At 71.1% G+C, this 16,939-nt stretch carries 15 protein-coding genes, 1 tRNA gene and 1 pseudogene; 9 read left to right on the top strand and 8 right to left on the bottom strand.

Going from position 1 to position 16,939, the window contains the following annotated elements; all coding sequences use genetic code 11:
* Positions 1-20 precede the first annotated feature (20 nt).
* The gene (locus LCD31_RS11705; RefSeq protein WP_224957937.1) at positions 21-2,735 is read right to left on the bottom strand and encodes a hypothetical protein; all 2,715 of its coding nucleotides are present in this window, start codon (positions 2,733-2,735) and stop codon (positions 21-23) included.
* 262 nt (positions 2,736-2,997) lie between these two features.
* Here LCD31_RS11705 and LCD31_RS11700 point away from each other — a divergent pair, with 262 nt between their 5' ends.
* The 4 genes from LCD31_RS11700 (at position 2,998) to LCD31_RS11685 (ending at position 6,440) form a co-directional block, all read left to right on the top strand.
* Positions 2,998-4,227 carry an MFS transporter gene (locus tag LCD31_RS11700; RefSeq protein ID WP_224957935.1) on the top strand — a complete coding sequence of 410 codons (1,230 nt, stop codon included), beginning with the start codon at positions 2,998-3,000 and terminating at the stop codon, positions 4,225-4,227.
* Positions 4,224-5,177 carry a DMT family transporter gene (locus tag LCD31_RS11695; protein WP_224957933.1) on the top strand — a complete coding sequence of 318 codons (954 nt, stop codon included), beginning with the start codon at positions 4,224-4,226 and terminating at the stop codon, positions 5,175-5,177. Before LCD31_RS11700 ends, LCD31_RS11695 begins: the two co-directional genes overlap by 4 nt.
* 44 nt (positions 5,178-5,221) lie before the next feature.
* Positions 5,222-6,073, top strand: coding sequence for a bifunctional methylenetetrahydrofolate dehydrogenase/methenyltetrahydrofolate cyclohydrolase (locus LCD31_RS11690; RefSeq protein WP_224957932.1), 852 nt, complete (start codon positions 5,222-5,224; stop codon positions 6,071-6,073).
* A 70-nt stretch (positions 6,074-6,143) separates the two neighbouring features.
* Positions 6,144-6,440: a DUF3017 domain-containing protein gene (locus LCD31_RS11685; protein ID WP_224957931.1), complete on the top strand. Its 297-nt coding sequence runs from the start codon at positions 6,144-6,146 to the stop codon at positions 6,438-6,440.
* Positions 6,441-6,657: 217 nt separating this feature from the next.
* Here LCD31_RS11685 and LCD31_RS11680 read toward each other — a convergent pair whose 3' ends face one another.
* On the bottom strand, positions 6,658-7,500 hold the full coding sequence (locus LCD31_RS11680) for a DUF4253 domain-containing protein (RefSeq protein WP_224957930.1): 843 nt from the start codon (positions 7,498-7,500) through the stop codon (positions 6,658-6,660).
* A 117-nt stretch (positions 7,501-7,617) separates the two neighbouring features.
* Entirely contained in the window at positions 7,618-8,304 is a 687-nt protein-coding gene (locus LCD31_RS29060; RefSeq protein WP_374108119.1) for a zinc-binding dehydrogenase, read from the bottom strand.
* On the opposite strand from LCD31_RS29060, the gene LCD31_RS29760 reads away from it, so the two are divergent.
* Positions 8,198-8,437, top strand: coding sequence for a hypothetical protein (locus LCD31_RS29760; RefSeq protein ID WP_374108118.1), 240 nt, complete (start codon positions 8,198-8,200; stop codon positions 8,435-8,437). The two genes, LCD31_RS29060 and LCD31_RS29760, sit on opposite strands and share 107 nt — an antisense overlap.
* Here the strand turns inward: LCD31_RS29760 and LCD31_RS29755 are convergent.
* Positions 8,323-8,646, bottom strand: a pseudogene (locus tag LCD31_RS29755) (alcohol dehydrogenase catalytic domain-containing protein); the annotation flags it as partial. The gene LCD31_RS29760 and the pseudogene LCD31_RS29755 overlap by 115 nt on opposite strands.
* 101 nt (positions 8,647-8,747) lie before the next feature.
* Here LCD31_RS29755 and LCD31_RS11660 point away from each other — a divergent pair.
* Positions 8,748-9,422 carry a TetR/AcrR family transcriptional regulator gene (locus tag LCD31_RS11660; RefSeq protein WP_224957929.1) on the top strand — a complete coding sequence of 225 codons (675 nt, stop codon included), beginning with the start codon at positions 8,748-8,750 and terminating at the stop codon, positions 9,420-9,422.
* Between the two features lie 34 nt (positions 9,423-9,456).
* Here the strand turns inward: LCD31_RS11660 and LCD31_RS11655 are convergent, their stop codons facing one another.
* The 3 genes from LCD31_RS11655 to LCD31_RS11645 form a co-directional block, all read right to left on the bottom strand.
* Complete coding sequence (locus tag LCD31_RS11655) at positions 9,457-9,654, bottom strand: DUF1918 domain-containing protein (RefSeq protein ID WP_184482931.1); 198 nt, start codon at positions 9,652-9,654, stop codon at positions 9,457-9,459.
* A gap of 66 nt (positions 9,655-9,720) precedes the next feature.
* Entirely contained in the window at positions 9,721-10,122 is a 402-nt protein-coding gene (locus LCD31_RS11650) for a hypothetical protein (protein ID WP_224957928.1), read from the bottom strand.
* 145 nt (positions 10,123-10,267) lie between these two features.
* Positions 10,268-11,101, bottom strand: coding sequence for a metal-dependent hydrolase (locus LCD31_RS11645; RefSeq protein WP_224957927.1), 834 nt, complete (start codon positions 11,099-11,101; stop codon positions 10,268-10,270).
* Positions 11,102-11,277: 176 nt separating this feature from the next.
* Here LCD31_RS11645 and LCD31_RS11640 point away from each other — a divergent pair, with 176 nt between their 5' ends.
* The 3 genes from LCD31_RS11640 to LCD31_RS11630 all read left to right on the top strand — a co-directional run bounded on the left by LCD31_RS11640 (position 11,278) and on the right by LCD31_RS11630 (position 13,227).
* Positions 11,278-12,498, top strand: coding sequence for an NADP-dependent isocitrate dehydrogenase (locus LCD31_RS11640; RefSeq protein ID WP_224957925.1), 1,221 nt, complete (start codon positions 11,278-11,280; stop codon positions 12,496-12,498).
* 128 nt (positions 12,499-12,626) lie between these two features.
* Positions 12,627-12,827 (top strand): DUF4177 domain-containing protein, encoded by a 201-nt coding sequence (locus tag LCD31_RS11635; protein WP_224957924.1) that lies wholly within the window; start codon positions 12,627-12,629, stop codon positions 12,825-12,827.
* A 328-nt stretch (positions 12,828-13,155) separates the two neighbouring features.
* Positions 13,156-13,227 (top strand) — tRNA-Val (locus LCD31_RS11630).
* Between the two features lie 268 nt (positions 13,228-13,495).
* Here LCD31_RS11630 and LCD31_RS11625 read toward each other — a convergent pair.
* Positions 13,496-16,933: a DEAD/DEAH box helicase family protein gene (locus LCD31_RS11625; RefSeq protein ID WP_224957922.1), complete on the bottom strand. Its 3,438-nt coding sequence runs from the start codon at positions 16,931-16,933 to the stop codon at positions 13,496-13,498.
* Positions 16,934-16,939: the final 6 nt, after the last annotated feature.

Below are 16,939 nucleotides of genomic sequence, written 5' to 3'. Positions count from 1 at the left end.
CCCCGGGCGGGGCCGGCCCGTCAGGCGGCGCAGCCGGTCGGCGCGGCGCCGGGGCCGCCGTGCGGGCCCGGCGGGCCGGGCGCGCCCGGACGTCCCGCCTGGTCCTGCTCGGGGCGCTGGCCGCGCTGCGGCAGCGGCGGGTTCGCCGGGCCGCCCTGCGGGCCGGGCTGCGGGGCCTGCGGGTGCTGCGAGCCCGGCTGCACGGGACTCTGCACCCCTGGTGCTGGGGCCCCCGGTGCCTGCGTGCCCGGTGCTTGCGTCGCCGGGTTCTGCGCCCCCGGGTTCTGGGCGAAGCCGTTCGGTGCCGCCCCGTTCACGTTCGGCATCGGCTGGAACCGGGTCGCCTCCGCGTCCGGTGCCGCCGGCTGGAAACCGCCCTCGTCCGCGGGTTCCTGCTCGGGGGCCTGGTTGGCGGTGAACAGGAAGTGCCCGCCGGTACCGGGCGCGGGCTGGCGCTGCGCGGGTTCGGCCGGGGCACCGCGGCGCGGCAGGTCGCCGAGCGCGGAGCGCTGGTCGGCGGCGTCCGCGGACTCCCGCTCCGGCTCGGCCTGGCTGTCGGCGGCCTGCGCTTCGGCGGCGTCGGCGGCCGGGGTCCCGGCCGCCTGCGCTTCGGCGGGCTGGGCGTCGACGGACTGGGCCGCGAACGGCTGCGCCTCGGAGGACTGGGCCGCGAAGGGCTGCTGCGCCTCGAAGACCTCCGCCTCGGCCGGCCGGGCTTCCGCGGTCTCACCGAGGTCCCGGGCCGCGCGGTCACCGCGCTGCGGGAGCTCGGCGGCCTCGTCCGCCCGGTGGTCGGTGAACAGACCGGCCGCGGGGGAGTCGGGCGTGCTGCCGAACGCGGCGAACCGCTCCGAGCGACCCGGCTGCTCCACTTCGGACCCGTCCGCGGTGGCGAACCCGGCGGGTTCCGGCTCCGGCGCGGGCGCGGCGGGTTCCGCGGTGTCCGCGTCCGGACGCGGGGATTCCGGACGCGGGGATTCCGGCCGCGAGGGCTCCGAACGCAGCGGCTCCGCCGACGGGGCTTCCGCCGGCGAGCGCCGCCGCTGGTCCTCGGCGGCGGGCAGCGGCTCGGTGCTGGACAGCAGCAGGCTGCCGAGCAGGAAGGCCGCCGCCTGGTCGGCGTGCTCGAAGTGGACGTCGCCGTGCAGGTCGTCCTCGCCGGCGGTCACCACCCAGCCGGGCTCGTCGCGCAGCAGGCAGCGCGCGTCGGGGGAGTGGCTGCCGACGCGGTACTCGCCGCCGTCCACGCCCAGCTCGATGAGCCGGTCGTGCAGCCGCGCCAGCACGGCCTGCGTCTCGTCGAGGTCCTCGTCCGCGCCGCTGCCGAGGCCGTGCCGCGAACCGGACTCCTCGGCCACGTCCTCGTCCAGGCCGAGCCCGGCGGGAGCCTGGTCGACCGGCTCGTCGTCGTGGGTGATCAGCGGGAGCCCGGCGTCCGGCGCGGAGTCCTCGGCCGGCTTCTCGCGGCGCCCGAGCACCGGGGTGCCCGGTTCGAAAGCGGCCTCGGGTTCCTCGCCGTGCGTGATCAGCGGCGGTTCGGCGTCGGCCGGGGTGCGCTCGGCGGGCTTCTCGCGGCGGCCGAGCACCGCCCCGCTCGACTCGAACGCGTGCTCCTCCCGCCACGAGTCGCCGGGCCGGTCGATCTCGGTCGGCTCGGCGGGCGCGGGCAGCCGCACCGCGTAGTCCTCCTCGACGCGCGGCGTCTCGCCGGTGGCCTGCTCGTCGTACCCGTCGTGCTCGGGCTGGTCGAACAGCTCGCGCACCGCGGCGTCCCGGGTGCGGTCGTCCACCTCGCCGAGCGCGAAGCGGCGCGAGCGGATGTGCTCGACGAGCTCCGGCTGCGGCGGCACGCCGTACTGCATCAGGTAGTAGGGCACCGCGCCCGGCCACACCCACGTCCCGTCGGTGTGCCAGGTCGAGGGCACCGAAGCGGGGGCGTTCGGGTCGAGCAGGTCGTCGTCGTTGTCGCGGGACGCGAGCACGATCGGCGCGTTCTCCAGGTAGTGGCGCAGCGCGCCGATCTCGTCCTGGGGCACCGGCGCCCGGGTCGCCACCAGCGGGCGGCCCTGGTCGTCGAAGTCGTCGAACACCAGCGCCGTCCGGAATTCCGCGTCCGGGTCGTCCGCCGCAGGCGGTTCCGCGGCGAACGCGGCCGGTTCCGGCTCGTGCTGCTCGCCGCGGCGCGACTCCCGGCGCGGGAGAGCGGGGGCGGCCTCCTGCGCGGGGTGGTCCTGCCGCGGCGGTTCGGTCTGCTGCGCGGGCGCTTCCGGCTGCTGGCCGGCCTGCTCCGCGGGCGCGGTCGCGCCGTCCAGCTTCTCCCGCATCCAGTCCGGCACGTTGTCGTCGGTGCGCGGGTAGCGGCGGAGCTCGTCGACGTACGCGGCGCGCGGCAGCGGGCGCTGCCACTGCGGCTCGGCGTCGAAGTTGATGTCGATGCGGTAGCTCGACGGGCGCTCCACCACGTAGAGCGCGCTGAGCCACGTACCCACGTCGGGGCGGTACATGCCTTCCCGCAGGTGCTCGAAGATCCCCCACAGCTCTTCGGGCGGCTCCCACGGCTCGGTGCCACCGTCCTGGGCGGCGACCTCCCCGAGCAGATCCTGGTACTCGCCCGTGGCGCGGTACTCGACCGTGATCTGCTGCCAGTCCTCAGGTGCGGCCTGCAACAGCAGGACGCCGATCCTGCGGGCTATCTGTTCCTGCTCTTCCGGACTGATCGCTGTCGGACGCGACATGGGTGACATCCTCCCCCTCTCAACCGGGCCCACCGACCCCGCCCCGCGAAAACGCTACTCGAAGGGTCGTTCGTGGTGTGTCGTCCCGGGTGAGTTCGGTGCAGTGGTTCGGCGCCGTGGGTGCGGCGGTGATCGTCGGGCGGGTCGTTCCGAGCTCCAAAGCCTGCCTTGTGGACGTCCGGAGCGACATCACACCACCAGGTGTGATCCGCCGTACGAAAATCGCTGGCCGTTGCGGACGCCGACCGGCACAGTGAACCGCGTGCTGCGCCCGTACCTGTTGTTGGCCCAGGTTCCGCACGCGTTCACGCTGCTCGGCGCAGGTCTGCTGGCTCGATTGCACCAACCGGCGATCAACCTGGTGCTCACGTTCCTGATCGCGGACCGCACCGGTTCTTACACGGCCGGTGGTGTGATCGGCGGCGCGATCACCGTCGGTCAGGCCGTGGCGGGTCCGGTGCGCGGCCGGGCGGCGGACCGCGCGGGGCCGACCGGAGTGCTCCTGATCACGGGGTGCGGTTACGGGCTGGGGCTGTTCGCGATCGCGTTCCTGGCAGGTCCGGACAGCCGGCTGCCCGCGCAGTGGTGGTGGCTGCTGGTTCCCGTGGCGTTCGCCACGGGACTGTCCTTCCCGCCCGCGGGCCAGGTGGGGCGGGCCGTGTGGGTGCGGATCGCGGACGGCCCGGCCCGGCAGGCCGCGTTCGCGGTGGAGGCCACGGCGCAGGAGCTGCTGTTCGTGGTCTCCCCGATCCTCGCCGCGTTCGTCGTCGCCGTGCAGGGCGCGTTCGCCGCGACCGCGTGGTGCGGGGTGATCGGCGCGGCCGGGGCGGCCGTGTTCGCGTTCGTGCTGCGCCGGGCCGGGATCGACGCGGTGCCCGCGGCAGGAGAGCGGTCCGGGGGTGAGCCGCTGTTCGCCGCGCGCGGGTTCGCGCTGGCGCTGGGGTTCACCTGCCTGATGATCGGCGGGGTGATCTCGGTGGACCTGCTGCTGGTCGGCTGGGCGCGGGACCGCGGCACCCCGGAGCTGGCCGGCTACCTGGCCGCGGTGTGGGCGGTCGGCTCGCTGATCGGCGGGCTGCTGCTGGGCGCGTCGGCGCGGCGGCCCCGGCTGTGGCTGCGCGGTGCGCTGGTGGCGGCGGGCGTGGCGGTGTTGGTGCCGGTGCTGCCGCCGGTCGCCGACCCCGGGTCGCCGTGGCTGGTGAGCGCGGTGCTGCTGGTGGGCGGCCTGGCGATCGCGCCGACGTTCGCGGCGAACAACGCGCGGATCGGTGAACTCGCCCCGGCGGGCAGGCGGGTGGAGGCGTTCGGCTGGCTGGCGAGCGCGGGCATGGTCGGGTCCGCGATCGCGGCGCCGCTGACCGGGGCGCTGCTGGACGCGTCCGGACCGGCGGCGGCCGCGGCGGCGGGGACCGCGCTGGTGCTGGCCGCGGTGTGCCTCGCCGCACATCCGAGCGTGCGGACGCGGCCCGCGGAGGACACTCCCGTCCCGTGAGTGCTGAAGCTTCCGCCACCCGCGGCCGAGCCCTCGGCATGGCCGGTGCCGTGCTGGTCGGAGTGGTGCTGTCGGTGCAGTCGCGGCTCAACGGTGCGCTCGGCGCGCAGCTCGGGGACGGGCTCGGGGCCGCGTTGATCTCCTTCGGTTCCGGGCTGGTCGTGCTGCTGCTGGCCACCCCGTTCCTGCCCGTCGCGCGCGCGGGCCTGCGCACGGTGCGGACGGCCCTGCGCGACGGGGGCCTGCGCTGGTGGCAGTGCCTCGGCGGTGTCGCGGGCGGGTTCCTCGTGTTCGGGCAGGGCCTGTCGGCGGCGGCGCTGGGCGTCGCGCTGTTCACCGTCGCCGTCGTCGCGGGGCAGGTCGCCAGCGGGCTCGTCGTGGACCGGATCGGGCTCGGACCCGCCGGGCCGCAGCGGGGGACGGCACCGCGCGTGGTGGGCGCGGTGCTGGCGGTGCTCGCGGTGCTGGTCGCGGTGTGGGAGGAGCTGACCGGGTCCGGCGCGAGCTGGCTGATCCTGGTGCCCGCGCTCGCCGGGATCGGCGTGGCCTGGCAGCAGGCGGTGAACGGCCGGGTGAAGCAGACCGCCGGGTCGCCCGCCTCCGCCGCGGTGATCAATTTCGGGGTGGGGGCGACGGGACTGCTGCTGGCCTGGCTGGTGGAGGTCGCGGTGCGCGGCCTGCCCGGTCCGCTGCCGCCGCAGCCGTGGCTGTACCTCGGCGGAGTGCTCGGCATCTTCGTGATCGGCGGCGCCGCCGCGCTGGTGCACCGCACCGGGGTGCTGGTGCTGAGCATGGGGATGGTCGCCGGCCAGCTGTTCGGGGCGCTGCTGCTGGACCTGCTGGCACCCGCGCCCGGCACCAGCGTGCCGCTGACCACCGTCGTCGGCGTCGCCCTCACGTTCGTCGCGGTCGCCGTCGCCTCACTGCCGGACCGGTTCGCCCGAGCGTGATCCCGCCGGACCAGCCGGGCCCGCGTCTGCCACGATGAGCAACCGTGAGCGCCACGATCCTGGACGGCAAAGCCACCAAGAACGCGATCTACGAGGAGCTGCGCGGCCGCGTCGCCGCACTCGCCGCGCGCGGCGCCACCCCCGGGCTGGGCACCGTGCTCGTCGGCGACGACCCCGGGAGCCAGTCGTACGTGCGCGGCAAGCACAACGACTGCGCCAAGGTCGGCATCGCCTCGCTGCGCCGCGACCTGCCCGCAGACAGCAGCCAGGCCGACCTGGAGGCGGTGCTCGACGAGCTCAACGCCGACCCGGCCTGCACCGGCTACATCGTGCAGCTGCCGCTGCCCGCGCACCTCGACGCCGGTCCGCTGCTGGAGCGCGTCGCCCCGGACAAGGACGCCGACGGGCTGCACCCGATCAGCCTCGGCCGCCTCGTGCTCGGTGAACCCGCGCCGCTGCCGTGCACCCCGCGCGGCATCGTGGAACTGCTGCGCCGCCACGACGTGCCGCTGGACGGCGCGCACGTCGCCGTCGTCGGCCGCGGCATCACCGTCGGCCGCCCGCTGGGCCTGCTGCTGACCCGCCGCGGCGAGAACGCCACCACCACCCTCTGCCACACCGGCACCCGCGACCTGGCCGCGATCGTCCGCACCGCCGACGTCGTCGTGGCCGCCGCCGGGCGCCCGAACCTGATCACCCCGGACATGGTGAAGCCGGGAGCCGCGGTGCTCGACGTCGGCGTCACCCGCACCGAGGACGGCGTGGCCGGGGACGTGCACCCCGACGTCGCCGAGGTCGCCGGGCACCTCTCGCCGAACCCCGGCGGGGTCGGGCCGATGACCAGGGCGATGCTGCTCACCAACGTCGTGGAAGCGGCGGAGCGCCATGCCGCGTGACGGATCGGACGGTCCCCGCGGGCTCGGATCTACGATGACCCGGCAGTTCGGGCAAGCGTGGGAGGCCGGCATGAACGAACGCTTCGGCGACCGGGCGAAGTGGGCGGTGCACGTGCCGTTCGCGCTGGTGCTGCTGGTCGCGGCGATCGGATTCCTGCGGATCGCGATGCACGCGTGGCGGGAGGGCTCGATGCTGCTGAGCCTCGCGCTGCTGCTGGCGGCGGCCGCGCGGGCGTTCCTGCCCCAGGAGCAGGTGGGGCTGATCGCGGTCCGCTCCCGCACGGTCGACCTGATCCTCTACGGCGGGTTCGGGTTGGTGCTGCTAGCCGTAGCAGTGACCATCGTCGGCGGCCCACTGGATTTCTGAGCTTGGTCCCCGCTCGTCTTGGCCCGGTGGTGGGGTGGCGGAACCTCAGCGGGATTCTCGCTGCGGGATCTTTTTCCCGAGTGGCTCCGCCACGAGGGAAAAGCTGTCCTCGCGAGAATCCCGCTGAGAACCCGCGGGTGGTCCGGTTGCTCTTGTGGTCAGCTGCTCAGCGGCTTCGCCGCTGACGGGAAGAACGGCGAAGCCGGGGCGAGCTCGCTCATTCCCACCAGAAGGACCAGGTGCGGCGGGCGCGGATCTCGCGGGCGTAGGAGGCGATGCTGCCGGCGTCCTGCAGGACCCGGTCCGGGCAGAACGCCCAGTGCTCCGCGGCGACCGACGTGGCGTGCGCCGGGTCCTGCGGCGGGGCCGCGACGCTCACGTCCAGCCGGTCCGGCCCGAGCCGCAGCAGCCGCGCCCCGAACCGGTCCTCCCAGCTGCGCAGCAGCGCCGACATGCCCGCGGTGCGGGACACGTGGTTCGCCGCCCCGGACCAGCCGAGCACGGTGAGCACGTCGGACCCGCGCCGCACCGGCACCAGCCCGAGCCGCGTCTCGTCGTCGACGAACCGGGTGGCCTGCTGGTTGGCGAGGATGTCCGGGTCGGCCAGCAGGTTCCCGGCGGGCGCCAGCTCCGGGCAGTTCGCGTCGAACGGCGCCAGCGAATCCATGTCGTAGGCGGGGCCGAGGTCGTCGTCGGCCCGGCACAGCCCCTCCCAGATCCGCAGCATCACGTCCTCGGCTCGCCACAGGTCGATGTGCTCCAGCGGCTCCGGGGGCACGACGCCGACGGTGCACCGGCTGCCGTAGGTCTCGGTGTCGTCGCACAGCAGCAGCGGCCACAGCCCGGTGCGCCGGTGGTCGGCGCGCAGCGCCCCCAGCAGCCGCGGCGCCGGCCGGTCGAAGCTGATCCAGCACAGCGGCGGCTCGTCCCCGTTGGCGCGGGTGGACTGCTCGGTGAGCAGTTCGCCGTCGGGCAGCGGGACGGAGGGCGCGACGCCGGAGGCTCTGGCGAGCAGCTCCGAGAGGTCGGCAGGGGTCTCGGTGGCCTGGTCGTCGTGCAACTCGTCACCGCCTCCTCACCGGACGTCACGCCGCGCCCACCCTAATCAGGGGCGCCGGGCGGTCGGTGAACCTGCCGCCTTTTCGTGATCCGCACCGCCGCGGCGGCAGGCCCGGCCTCAGGGCAGCAGCACGATCTTCCCGGTGGACTTCCCCGATCGGTGCAGGTCGAGGGCTCGGGCGGCGTCCCGCAGCGGGAGCCGGTGCGAGATCAACGGGTGCAGTTCGCCGTCGGCGAGCATCCGGAGCAGCCCGGCGAGGTCGTCGCGGTACCGGCCGTCGGCCCGCACGTAGTACATCCGGGCGCGCCGCCCGCCGGCCCGGCCGAGCAGCCGCAGCGCCTCCCAGCGGGCGATGCGCAGGGCGACGTCCGCGTACGGCTTCCACCACGAGCCCGCGTCGTCGAGGGTGCCCGCGCTGCCGTAGCTGATCAGCCGCCCGCCGGGGGCGAGGAGTTCCCAGGAGCGGGTGAGGCTGTCCGGGCCGAGCGGGTCGAACACGGCGTCCACTCCGGACGGTGCGAGCTCCCGGACGCGGCGGCCGACGTCCTCGGTGCGGTGGTCGACGAGTTCGGCGCCGAGCCCGGCCAGCCGCTCGTGCCGGTGCCCGGAGGCGGTGCCGATGGCGCGCACGCCCGCGAGCCGGCACAGCTGCAGCAAGGTGCTGCCGACGCCGCCGCCCGCGCCGTGCACCAGCACGGTGCCGCCGCGCGGGACGCGGGCGCTGCGGTGCAGCAGCTGCCAGGCGGTGACGCCGTTGGTGACCAGCGCGACCGCTTCGTCGGCGGGTACCTGCGCGGGCAGCACCACCGCGAGTTCGGCGGCGAGCTCGACGTGCTCGGCCCAGGCGCCGGTGCGGGTCATCGCGGCGACGCGCTGCCCGGGCCGGCAGGTGGTGACGCCGGGTCCGGTGGCGACGACCTCGCCGACGAGGTCGTAGCCGGGCACGAAGGGGAACGCGGGCTGCATCGGGTAGCGGCCGCCGAGCATCTGCACTTCGGCGAAGGAGAGCCCGGCCGCTTCGACGCGGACCAGCACGCGGCCTGCGCCGGGCGCCGCGTGCTCGGTCTCCCTGCTGGTGAGCACGTCCTGCGGGGCGCCGAGCCCGGTGAGCACGAGTTCGCGGCCGGTGATCGCGGTGGTGGTCATGGTCGAACCTCCAGGGGTGAGACTACGTAACGAACGTGAGAGCTTCTAACGAAAGAGTGCCCCTGTTACCATCGCGCTGTCAACAGGGAGGTCCGCACCGCATGTCCGCACCCCAGCGCAGCCCCCGCGAGCGCTACCGCGACCAGACCCGCGCCGAGGCCAAGCAGGTGGCGCTGGAGCAGCTCGCCGAATCGGGCCCGGCGGGCATCTCGGTGAACGCCATCGCCAAGCGCATGGGCATCACCGGCCCCGCGCTCTACCGCTACTTCGAGAACCGGGACGCGCTGCTGAGCGCGCTGATCGTCGACGCCTACCGGGACGTGGCGGAGGCGGTGGAAGGGGCCGCCGAACGGCACCGCAGGAAGGCGCCGGCCCGGCGGGTGCGGGAGGTGGCGCTGGAATGGCGGCGGTGGGCGCTGGCGCAGCCGCACCGCTACCTGCTGCTCTACGGCACGCCGGTGCCGGGATACGCCGCGCCGGAGGAGACCTACGAGCTCGCCGACCGCGCCCTGCGCGCGCTGCAGGCGCTGTTCGCGGAGCTGGTACCCGCCGACCCGCCGCCGCGCACCGAGCTGGACGAGCAGCTGATCGCGCTGCGCGCGAAGCGGTCGGGGGAGGAGCTGCCGCCCGCGGCGCTGCGGCGCGGCGCGGTGGCCTGGACCCGCTTGCACGGGGTGCTGAGCCTGGAGGTGCAGGGCCAGTTCGCCGGGACCGGCATCGACCCGGAGCTGCTGTTCCGCGCGGAGCTCGACGCGCTGCTCGCCGAACCCTGGTAGGTGCCGCCCGGTGCCGGGCGGCACCCGTCCGCGGTCAGGCCTCCTGCGCGCGCCGCGGCTCGACGATGCAGTCGGGTCCCGGGTAGACGAGCCGTTCGTGCCCGTCGTCGAACCGCACGAGGTACGGCGGGGCACCCGCCGTGCCGCGCACCTCCAGGATCAGCCCGGTGCGGTCGGTCTCCTCCACCGTCCGGCTGTGCACGTGCAGTTGATCGCCGATGGCTGCTCTCATCACGCTCACCTCCGCATCCAGGCTAGGGGTGGGGAGGGGCGGTTCGCAGTCCGCTGACCTGCGCGATCAGCCGGTGACGTCGGCGCAGGTGTCGGCCACGGCGGCGGTCTTCTCCAGGTGCTGCTGCGACCAGTTGAGGCCGTTCTGCAGCGTGATCTGGCCGGTGGCGACCTGGTCCAGGGAGGCTTGGACGTCGAGCAGCCGGTCCTGCAGGGTCCGGTCGCCGACGCGCTGGGCGAGCGCGCTGATCTCGTCGGCCTTGGTGCGGGCGTCGTCCTGCGCCTGCTCCACGTCGGCGAGGTTCGGGGTGTAGCCGGCGGCTTCGAGCGCGTCCACGCAGGCGGTGGCCTTGTCCAGCCCCTGCTGGGCCTGGTCCAGGCGGTCCCGGCCTTCCTGGAGCTGCCCGCACCCGGCGAGCACCGGCAGCACCAGCGCCGCCGCGACCATGAGCTGCCGACCGGCTCGCATCGATCTCCCCCGAGGGTTCGTCGGCGCCCGCGCGCCACCTGCTCATCACCTTATCGAGCGACTCGTGCCGTGGTGGGCGTTGTGCGTCACTCCACGCGGTCGGCGCAGCGAGGCGCCCCGCCGCGCCGGAGCGGGTGATCGGCGGTCAGGGGCGCGGCGTCAGCCACCGCATGACCTCGGGCGGCAGGTCCAGCGTCGCGATCCACGGGGCGGCGCCGACGCGGTAGAGCACCACCGCGCCCAGCACCACGGCGACGATCGTCAGGGCGGGGCCGACCAGCACCATCTCCACCTTGCCGCCGGTGCGCATCCGCATCGCCTTCGGCGGCGCCACCGCGTACCAGGTCTGGCCGTCCAGCGGGATCGGCCACAGCATCGGGCAGCCCTGCTCGGTGATGGCGTCGCCGAGGAAGTGCATGACGCAGCCGAGGATCACCGCGACGCCGAGCGCCGCCGCCTCCGTGGGCTGGTCGCCGGTCCACGCCCAGCAGGCCGCGGTCAGCGCCAGCGAGGCCACCGCGATGAGCAGCGCGTCCCGCCGCGGGTTCCAGGTGTGCATGATGCCGCGCACGGCGAGCCCGGCGAAGGTGAACATGAGCACGCCGATCGCGATCGAGCTGGTGCTCTGCACGATGGCGGTGGTGACCAGCCCGGCCAGCACCGCGAACACGACGGTGTGGGTGAACCCGCGGTGCGTGCCCTCCCGGTCGCTGTCGTGCTTGGTGCGGGTGAGCCGGTACATGAACCCGCTGAACCCGCTGAACATCGCGGACACGCCCCGGGACAGCGCGCCGAAGGTGCTGGCCACGGTGGATTTGGGGTGGTCGATGTCGGGTAGTAGTGCGGCACCGGACGCGAGCGTGGCGCCGACGACCCACGTCTTCGGGGACAGCTGGCCGATGAGGTGCTGGTCGGCGAGCGCGGTCACTGCCGCCCACGCGGCCAGTCCGCTCATGGCGTGTGTGGGTCCCGTCGACAAAGCCGCCTCCCCGTGATCGTGGCCTCCGCGAGCCTAGAAGGTGATCTCGCGGCGAGTGGCCGGGTGGGCGTTTTCGTCTCAGGGCGGTGTCGCGGGAGCCGGGGCCGGGGCACAATCGATACCGATAGCAGTACGCTTGTACCGCTTGCATTCTCGCGAGAGGAGCACCCCGCCACATGAGCAAGATCAAGGTCCAGGGAACGATCGCCGAGCTCGACGGCGACGAGATGACCCGGATCATCTGGTCCTTCATCAAGGACAAGCTGATCCACCCGTATCTGGACGTGAACCTCGATTACTACGACCTGGGCATCGAGCACCGGGACGCCACCGACGACCAGGTGACGGTGGACGCCGCGAAGGCCATCGCCCAGCACGGCGTAGGCGTCAAGTGCGCCACGATCACGCCGGACGAGGCCCGAGTGGAGGAGTTCGGCCTGAAGAAGATGTGGCGGAGCCCGAACGGGACCATCCGCAACATCCTCGGTGGCGTCATCTTCCGCGAGCCCATCGTGATCTCGAACATCCCGCGCTACGTGCCCACGTGGACCAAGCCGATCATCATCGGCCGCCACGCGCACGGCGACCAGTACAAGGCCACGGACTTCAAGGTCCCCGGCCCCGGCACGGTCACCATCACCTACACGCCCGCGGACGGCTCCGAGCCGATCCAGCAGGAGGTCGCGCAGTTCCCGACCGACGGCGGCGTGGCCATGGCCATGTACAACTACAAGCGCTCCATCGAGGAGTTCGCCCGCGCGTCCTTCCGCTACGGGCTGGAGCGCGAGTACCCGGTGTACATGTCCACCAAGAACACGATCCTCAAGGCCTACGACGGCGTCTTCAAGGACGTCTTCGAAGAGGTCTTCGAGAACGAGTTCAAGGAGGCCTTCGACGCCAAGGGCCTGACCTACGAGCACCGCCTCATCGACGACATGGTCGCCACGGCCATGAAGTGGGAGGGCGGCTACGTCTGGGCGTGCAAGAACTACGACGGTGACGTGCAGTCCGACACCGTGGCGCAGGGCTTCGGCTCGCTGGGCCTGATGACCTCGGTCCTGATGACCGAGGACGGCAAGGTCGAGGCGGAGGCCGCGCACGGCACGGTCACCCGCCACTACCGCCAGCACCAGCAGGGCAAGCCGACGTCGACCAACCCGATCGCGTCGATCTTCGCCTGGACCCGCGGCCTGGAGCAGCGCGGCCGGCTGGACTCCACCCCGGAGGTCACCGGTTTCGCCCAGGCGCTGGAGCAGGTCGTCGTCGAGACCGTCGAGAGCGGCAAGATGACCAAGGACCTGGCGCTGCTCGTCGGCGGCGACCAGGGCTACCAGACCACCGAGGAGTTCCTGGCCTCGCTGGACGAGAACCTGCAGAAGAAGATGGCCGACCGCTGATCTTCGCCTGAAGGCATCCGCTGAACGCGCCACCCTCGCCCCGCTTCCCGGGGTGGGAGTGGCGTTTTCGCGTTCCGGAGCGGCCCCGTGATGAGATCACCGCAGCACCCGATGCGGAGGAGGAACGGATGCCGTACCAGTACAAGGTCGTGGAGCTCCGGGAGAAGTGGCTCGGCGGCAAGATGTCCGGCGACAAGCTCGAAGGCGTCCTCAACGAGCACGCCGCGGACGGCTGGCGGATGAAGACCATCACCGGCGCCGACGTGAAGGGGCGGCTGGGGCCCGGCGGAGTAGAAGGACTCCTGATCACCTTCGAACGCGAGGTCTGATCTTCTGGTCTTCGCCCTCGTTCTGCGAGGCTGGGTGGGTGGCGGAACCTCAGCGGTTCCCCCGCTGCGGGATCGTTTTCACCGGTGGCTCCGCCACAGGCGAAAACGCTGTCCTCGCGAGGGAACCGCTGAGAACCCGGGTGGTCCTTCTGCTCTGGTGGTCGCTGCTCAGCGGCTTCGCCGCTGACGGGACACCGACAGGACCTGCCGGGCAGGCTCGAAGACGGGTAGTGAGCACCGGCGTACCCCGGCCCGCCCGCCGGGCGCGCGGCGGGGGTCGCCGATCGGACGTGATCTCCCGTCCGCTACGCTGGCACCACAACAGCAAGCGCGTTTAGCTCAGCGGGAGAGCGCTACCTTGACACGGTAGAGGTCACTGGTTCGATCCCAGTATCGCGCACAGTATTTTCAGCAGGTCAGAGCCCCTGTCGATGGTATTCATCGGCGGGGGCTCTGCTGTGTTTGGGAGGAGATTGGGAGGTGTTGTGCGCATCCAACGACGTCAAACTTGGCCGAATCGGTCGAAGCTGCGTCGGTCCTGCTTGCTGATCTAGTGTCTATACAGGTCAAGGTGTTTTGGACAGCTACCGCATCGCGGTAGCTGTCACCGACGCTTGCCGTCTGACGTGATCGCACCATGCGTGCGGTGTGATCACCTCGGACAAGGTTCATGCGGCGTCGGTTGCCACCGCAGTCGCCTTGATGGAATGGATCACTGATACGAGGTCGTCGACCTCGGAGTCGGTGAACAGGTCTTCGGGGCCGGCGGGTGCTCGCGTGGTGAACGGGGACTCGTAGAGTGCTTCGACTTCGACGATGCCGTTGCGGCACACGTGATCGATGACGTCCTGCACGAAGTGCAGCTGGTTCGCGGTGAGCGTCTTGCCCTGTTGGAAACGGTCGAACGCCCGGATGGCGGCTTCGCGTTCCAGGCCCGTCAGTGACCGCACGAACAGACCGAGTCCACCTCCGTCATCCACGAGGTCCAGGTCCGCGGAGGTCGCTAGACCGGTTTCGATGAAGACGTTCTGCAGTTCGTTCAGGTCGGTGGTGGTGATCTGCCGGTTCCGGCGGATCTTCTGCACGACCATGTTGTCCTGGTGGGTGTTCAGGTAGATCCGGAGCTTGTGCTCGAACCGGCTGAAGTCGCGACCGAGATCGATCCCGCTCAGCGACGCATCGGTCAGCTTCCCCAGCTGGTCTTCGAAATCGGTGTAGACGGGATTTCGCTTCGTCTTCTCGATGAGCCGGACGAGGCCGCGCACCTTGCGCCGCATTTGCTCCAGCATCGGCAGCGTGGCGTCTTGCCACCACTCCTCGCCCGCGACCTCGTCCAGCAGCAGCTGTTGGGCTTTGATCGCTGGGATCGTCAGCTGGTCGAGTAGTGCTGACGCGATCTCACGCACCTGCTCTCGCAGTCGGTCGTACTCGGGATCGCCGTGCAGGCTCGCCAGTTGCAGTCGCAACGCGATCAGGTCGAAGCGCTTGGCCTCTTCTCCGTTGTCGTCGGTCTCGCGGAACCCGGTCGGCAGCCCGGCGAGGTGGTCGACGACCTTGGCGTGTGCTTCGGGGGTGAACTCCAGCCACGCGGCGAAGTCGGCGAAGATGTCGAAGTGTTCACGGTGCGGCCGAACGAGGAAGTTGTCCGGGTTCATCTGTACGACTTCGTCGTGGAGCCGCTTCGCCAGATCCCATCGGAGTCCGGCCTCGCTCGTGGCTCCGTCCGCATCCGGTTCGGTGGCCCGCTGCACAGCGTCGATTCGCCCGTCGAGTGTGCGCAACAGGTCCGCTCGCTTCTCGAACAGCCGCTGCCTCAACGACGGCAGGAGGGTGCCCTCGGCGGGCGGCATGTCCTGCCGGAAGAATTCGAGGTTCTGGCAGACGTCGAAGACGAGGAAGCTGTCTTTGCTCTTGTTCGGACCGAACAGGTCCGGTGCGAGGCGGGTGCCGCGGCCGATCATCTGCCAGAACTTCGTCTTCGACCGGACCAGCTTGAAGAAGACCAGGTTCACGACTTCGGGGATGTCGATGCCGGTGTCGAGCATGTCGACCGACACCGCGATCTGCGGTAGCTTCGCAGGGTCTGAAAAGTCGTCGATCAGGCTTTGCGCGTATTCCTTCTTATGCGTGATGACCTTCGCGAACGAGCCCTTGTAGCACGCGTAGTTCGCGTCGAACCGTTCGGCGATAAACTCGGCGTGAGGGTTGTTCGCGGCGAAGATGATGGTCTTGCCGAGAGTGTCGCCGCCGTCGACCTTGAGCCCGTAGGTCATCAGAGTCTGCAAGACCTTGTCGACGGTGTCGGCGTTGAACAGGTACTTGTTCAGCTCGCCTGCGCTCACCTCAGCCGGTGGTCCGTCGTCACCCCAGTCGAGGTCTTCCCACTCTTCCTTCTCCTCTTCGGTCAGGTCGTCGTACTTGATCCCGTCACGCTGGAACTTCAACGGCACCTCGACCGCACGCGGCGGCACGAGGTAGCCCTCCTTCACAGCCTCATCGAGGCTGTAGACGTCGGTGGGGACGCCGTTCTCGAGCTGGAACACCCGATAGGTGTTGCGGGAGATCTCGTCCTTCGGGGTCGCGGTCAGTCCGACGAGCAGCGAATCGAAGTAGTCGAAGATCGAGCTGTATTTCTGGAAGATCGACCGGTGCGCCTCATCGATGATGACCAGGTCGAAGAATCCCGGCCCGAACACACGCCGGCCTTCCTCGTCGACCTGGTCGATCAGGTTCATCATCGTCGGATATGTGGAGACGAAAACGCGCGCGTGCGGATCCTTCTCCTGCACCAGGTTCACCACCGGTGTACCGGGAAGGTGCTGTTTGAACGCGTTCGTCGCCTGCTTCACGAGCGCCTTGCGGTCGGCGAGGAACAACACCCGGCTCGCCCGCCCGGCCTTCATCATCAGCTCGGTCAACGCGACGACGGTGCGGGTCTTGCCGGTTCCGGTCGCCATCACCAGCAACGCGTGCCGCATCGCATCGCGTTCGAACGACTCGGCGATTCGCCGGATGGCGCGCGACTGGTAGTGACGGCCTGCGATCTCCTCGTTGATCGGCAGCGTCACCAGGCTGCGAGCACCTACGCGCCGCTGGATCACTTCCCGGAGCTGTTGCTTGGTGTAGAAGCCTTGGACCTGGCGTGGCGGATAATTCAGGTCATCGTGCAGATACGTCTGATAACCGTTGCTGTAGAAGATCAGCGGACGTTGCCCGTAGCGGGCTTCCAGCGCGTCCGCGTAAAGCTTGGCCTGGTGTTGGCCGATCTTCGCGTCCTTGGTGGTGCGCTTGGCCTCAACGAGCCCGAGGGGTTTGCCGTCGTCGTCCCACAGCACGTAGTCGACCTTGCCCCTACCGGAAGGCGCGGCAGCCTCCGGCAGCCCGGTCACCGAGAACTCGCGATCCTCCGGTCTGTCGAGATCCCAACCCGCTTCCTTCAGCAGCAGATCGATGATGTGCTTGCGGGTCCCGGCCTCGTTGTACTCGTGGGTGTCCGGCACAGACTCGTTGGCAGCCTTGGCCACCTTGATCTGCTTGCGCAGTTCAGCGACCTCGACACCGAGGTCCTGGTTCTTACGGCGCTCCGCCGCCAGTTCCTCGGCCTGTGCCGCGAACTTCTCGGCCTGCTCCTTGAGCTCCCGCTGCCTCTTGACGCGCACTTCGGCGGGCACCGGACGCGGGACCACGGACTCATCGAACTGGATCCCAGGGGCAGGCAGGTTCTTCGGATCGCGACTGTAGGTACGGGCCATCCAGTACAAGACGTGGAACAACTCGGCGAGACCCCGCACAGCATCCCGGTTTGAGACCGGAGCTTTCCGGTGCACGGCGTGGTTGCCCTGGATCCGGATCACGTCCATCTTCGTCCGGAGTCCCGGGCCCGCGACCTTCACCAGTGTTGGCTCCGAAATCATCGCGGACAGATCCGAGCGATACGGTCGCTTCACTGACGCGTCCGCCTCGAAGATCCACCCAACCGCGAGCTCGAGTACCCGGCGCACGTAGAACGCCGAGGCCCGAGGGTCAGCGAACGCCAGCCGCTCAGCGTGTACCGCCTCACGATGCAGCTCCAGCCACTCCGCCTGCAAAAACCCGAAATTACTCACGGTCGC

It is taken from the genome of Saccharopolyspora sp. 6M (assembly GCF_020176775.1).
Classification (GTDB): Bacteria; Actinomycetota; Actinomycetes; order Mycobacteriales; family Pseudonocardiaceae; genus Saccharopolyspora_C; species Saccharopolyspora_C gregorii.
This window is presented reverse-complemented; position numbering and strand designations above follow the sequence as displayed.

Excerpts from the sequence above, each read along its gene's own strand:
- LCD31_RS11705 (WP_224957937.1), bottom strand. The coding sequence starts at position 2,735 with ATGTCGCGTCCGACAGCGATCAGTCCGGAAGAGCAGGAACAGATAGCC.
- LCD31_RS11640 (WP_224957925.1), top strand. The coding sequence starts at position 11,278 with ATGAGCAAGATCAAGGTCCAGGGAACGATCGCCGAGCTCGACGGCGAC.
- LCD31_RS11655 (WP_184482931.1), bottom strand. The coding sequence starts at position 9,654 with ATGAGAGCAGCCATCGGCGATCAACTGCACGTGCACAGCCGGACGGTG.
- LCD31_RS11635 (WP_224957924.1), top strand. The coding sequence starts at position 12,627 with ATGCCGTACCAGTACAAGGTCGTGGAGCTCCGGGAGAAGTGGCTCGGC.
- LCD31_RS11685 (WP_224957931.1), top strand. The coding sequence starts at position 6,144 with ATGAACGAACGCTTCGGCGACCGGGCGAAGTGGGCGGTGCACGTGCCG.
- LCD31_RS11650 (WP_224957928.1), bottom strand. The coding sequence starts at position 10,122 with ATGCGAGCCGGTCGGCAGCTCATGGTCGCGGCGGCGCTGGTGCTGCCG.
- LCD31_RS11660 (WP_224957929.1), top strand. The coding sequence starts at position 8,748 with ATGTCCGCACCCCAGCGCAGCCCCCGCGAGCGCTACCGCGACCAGACC.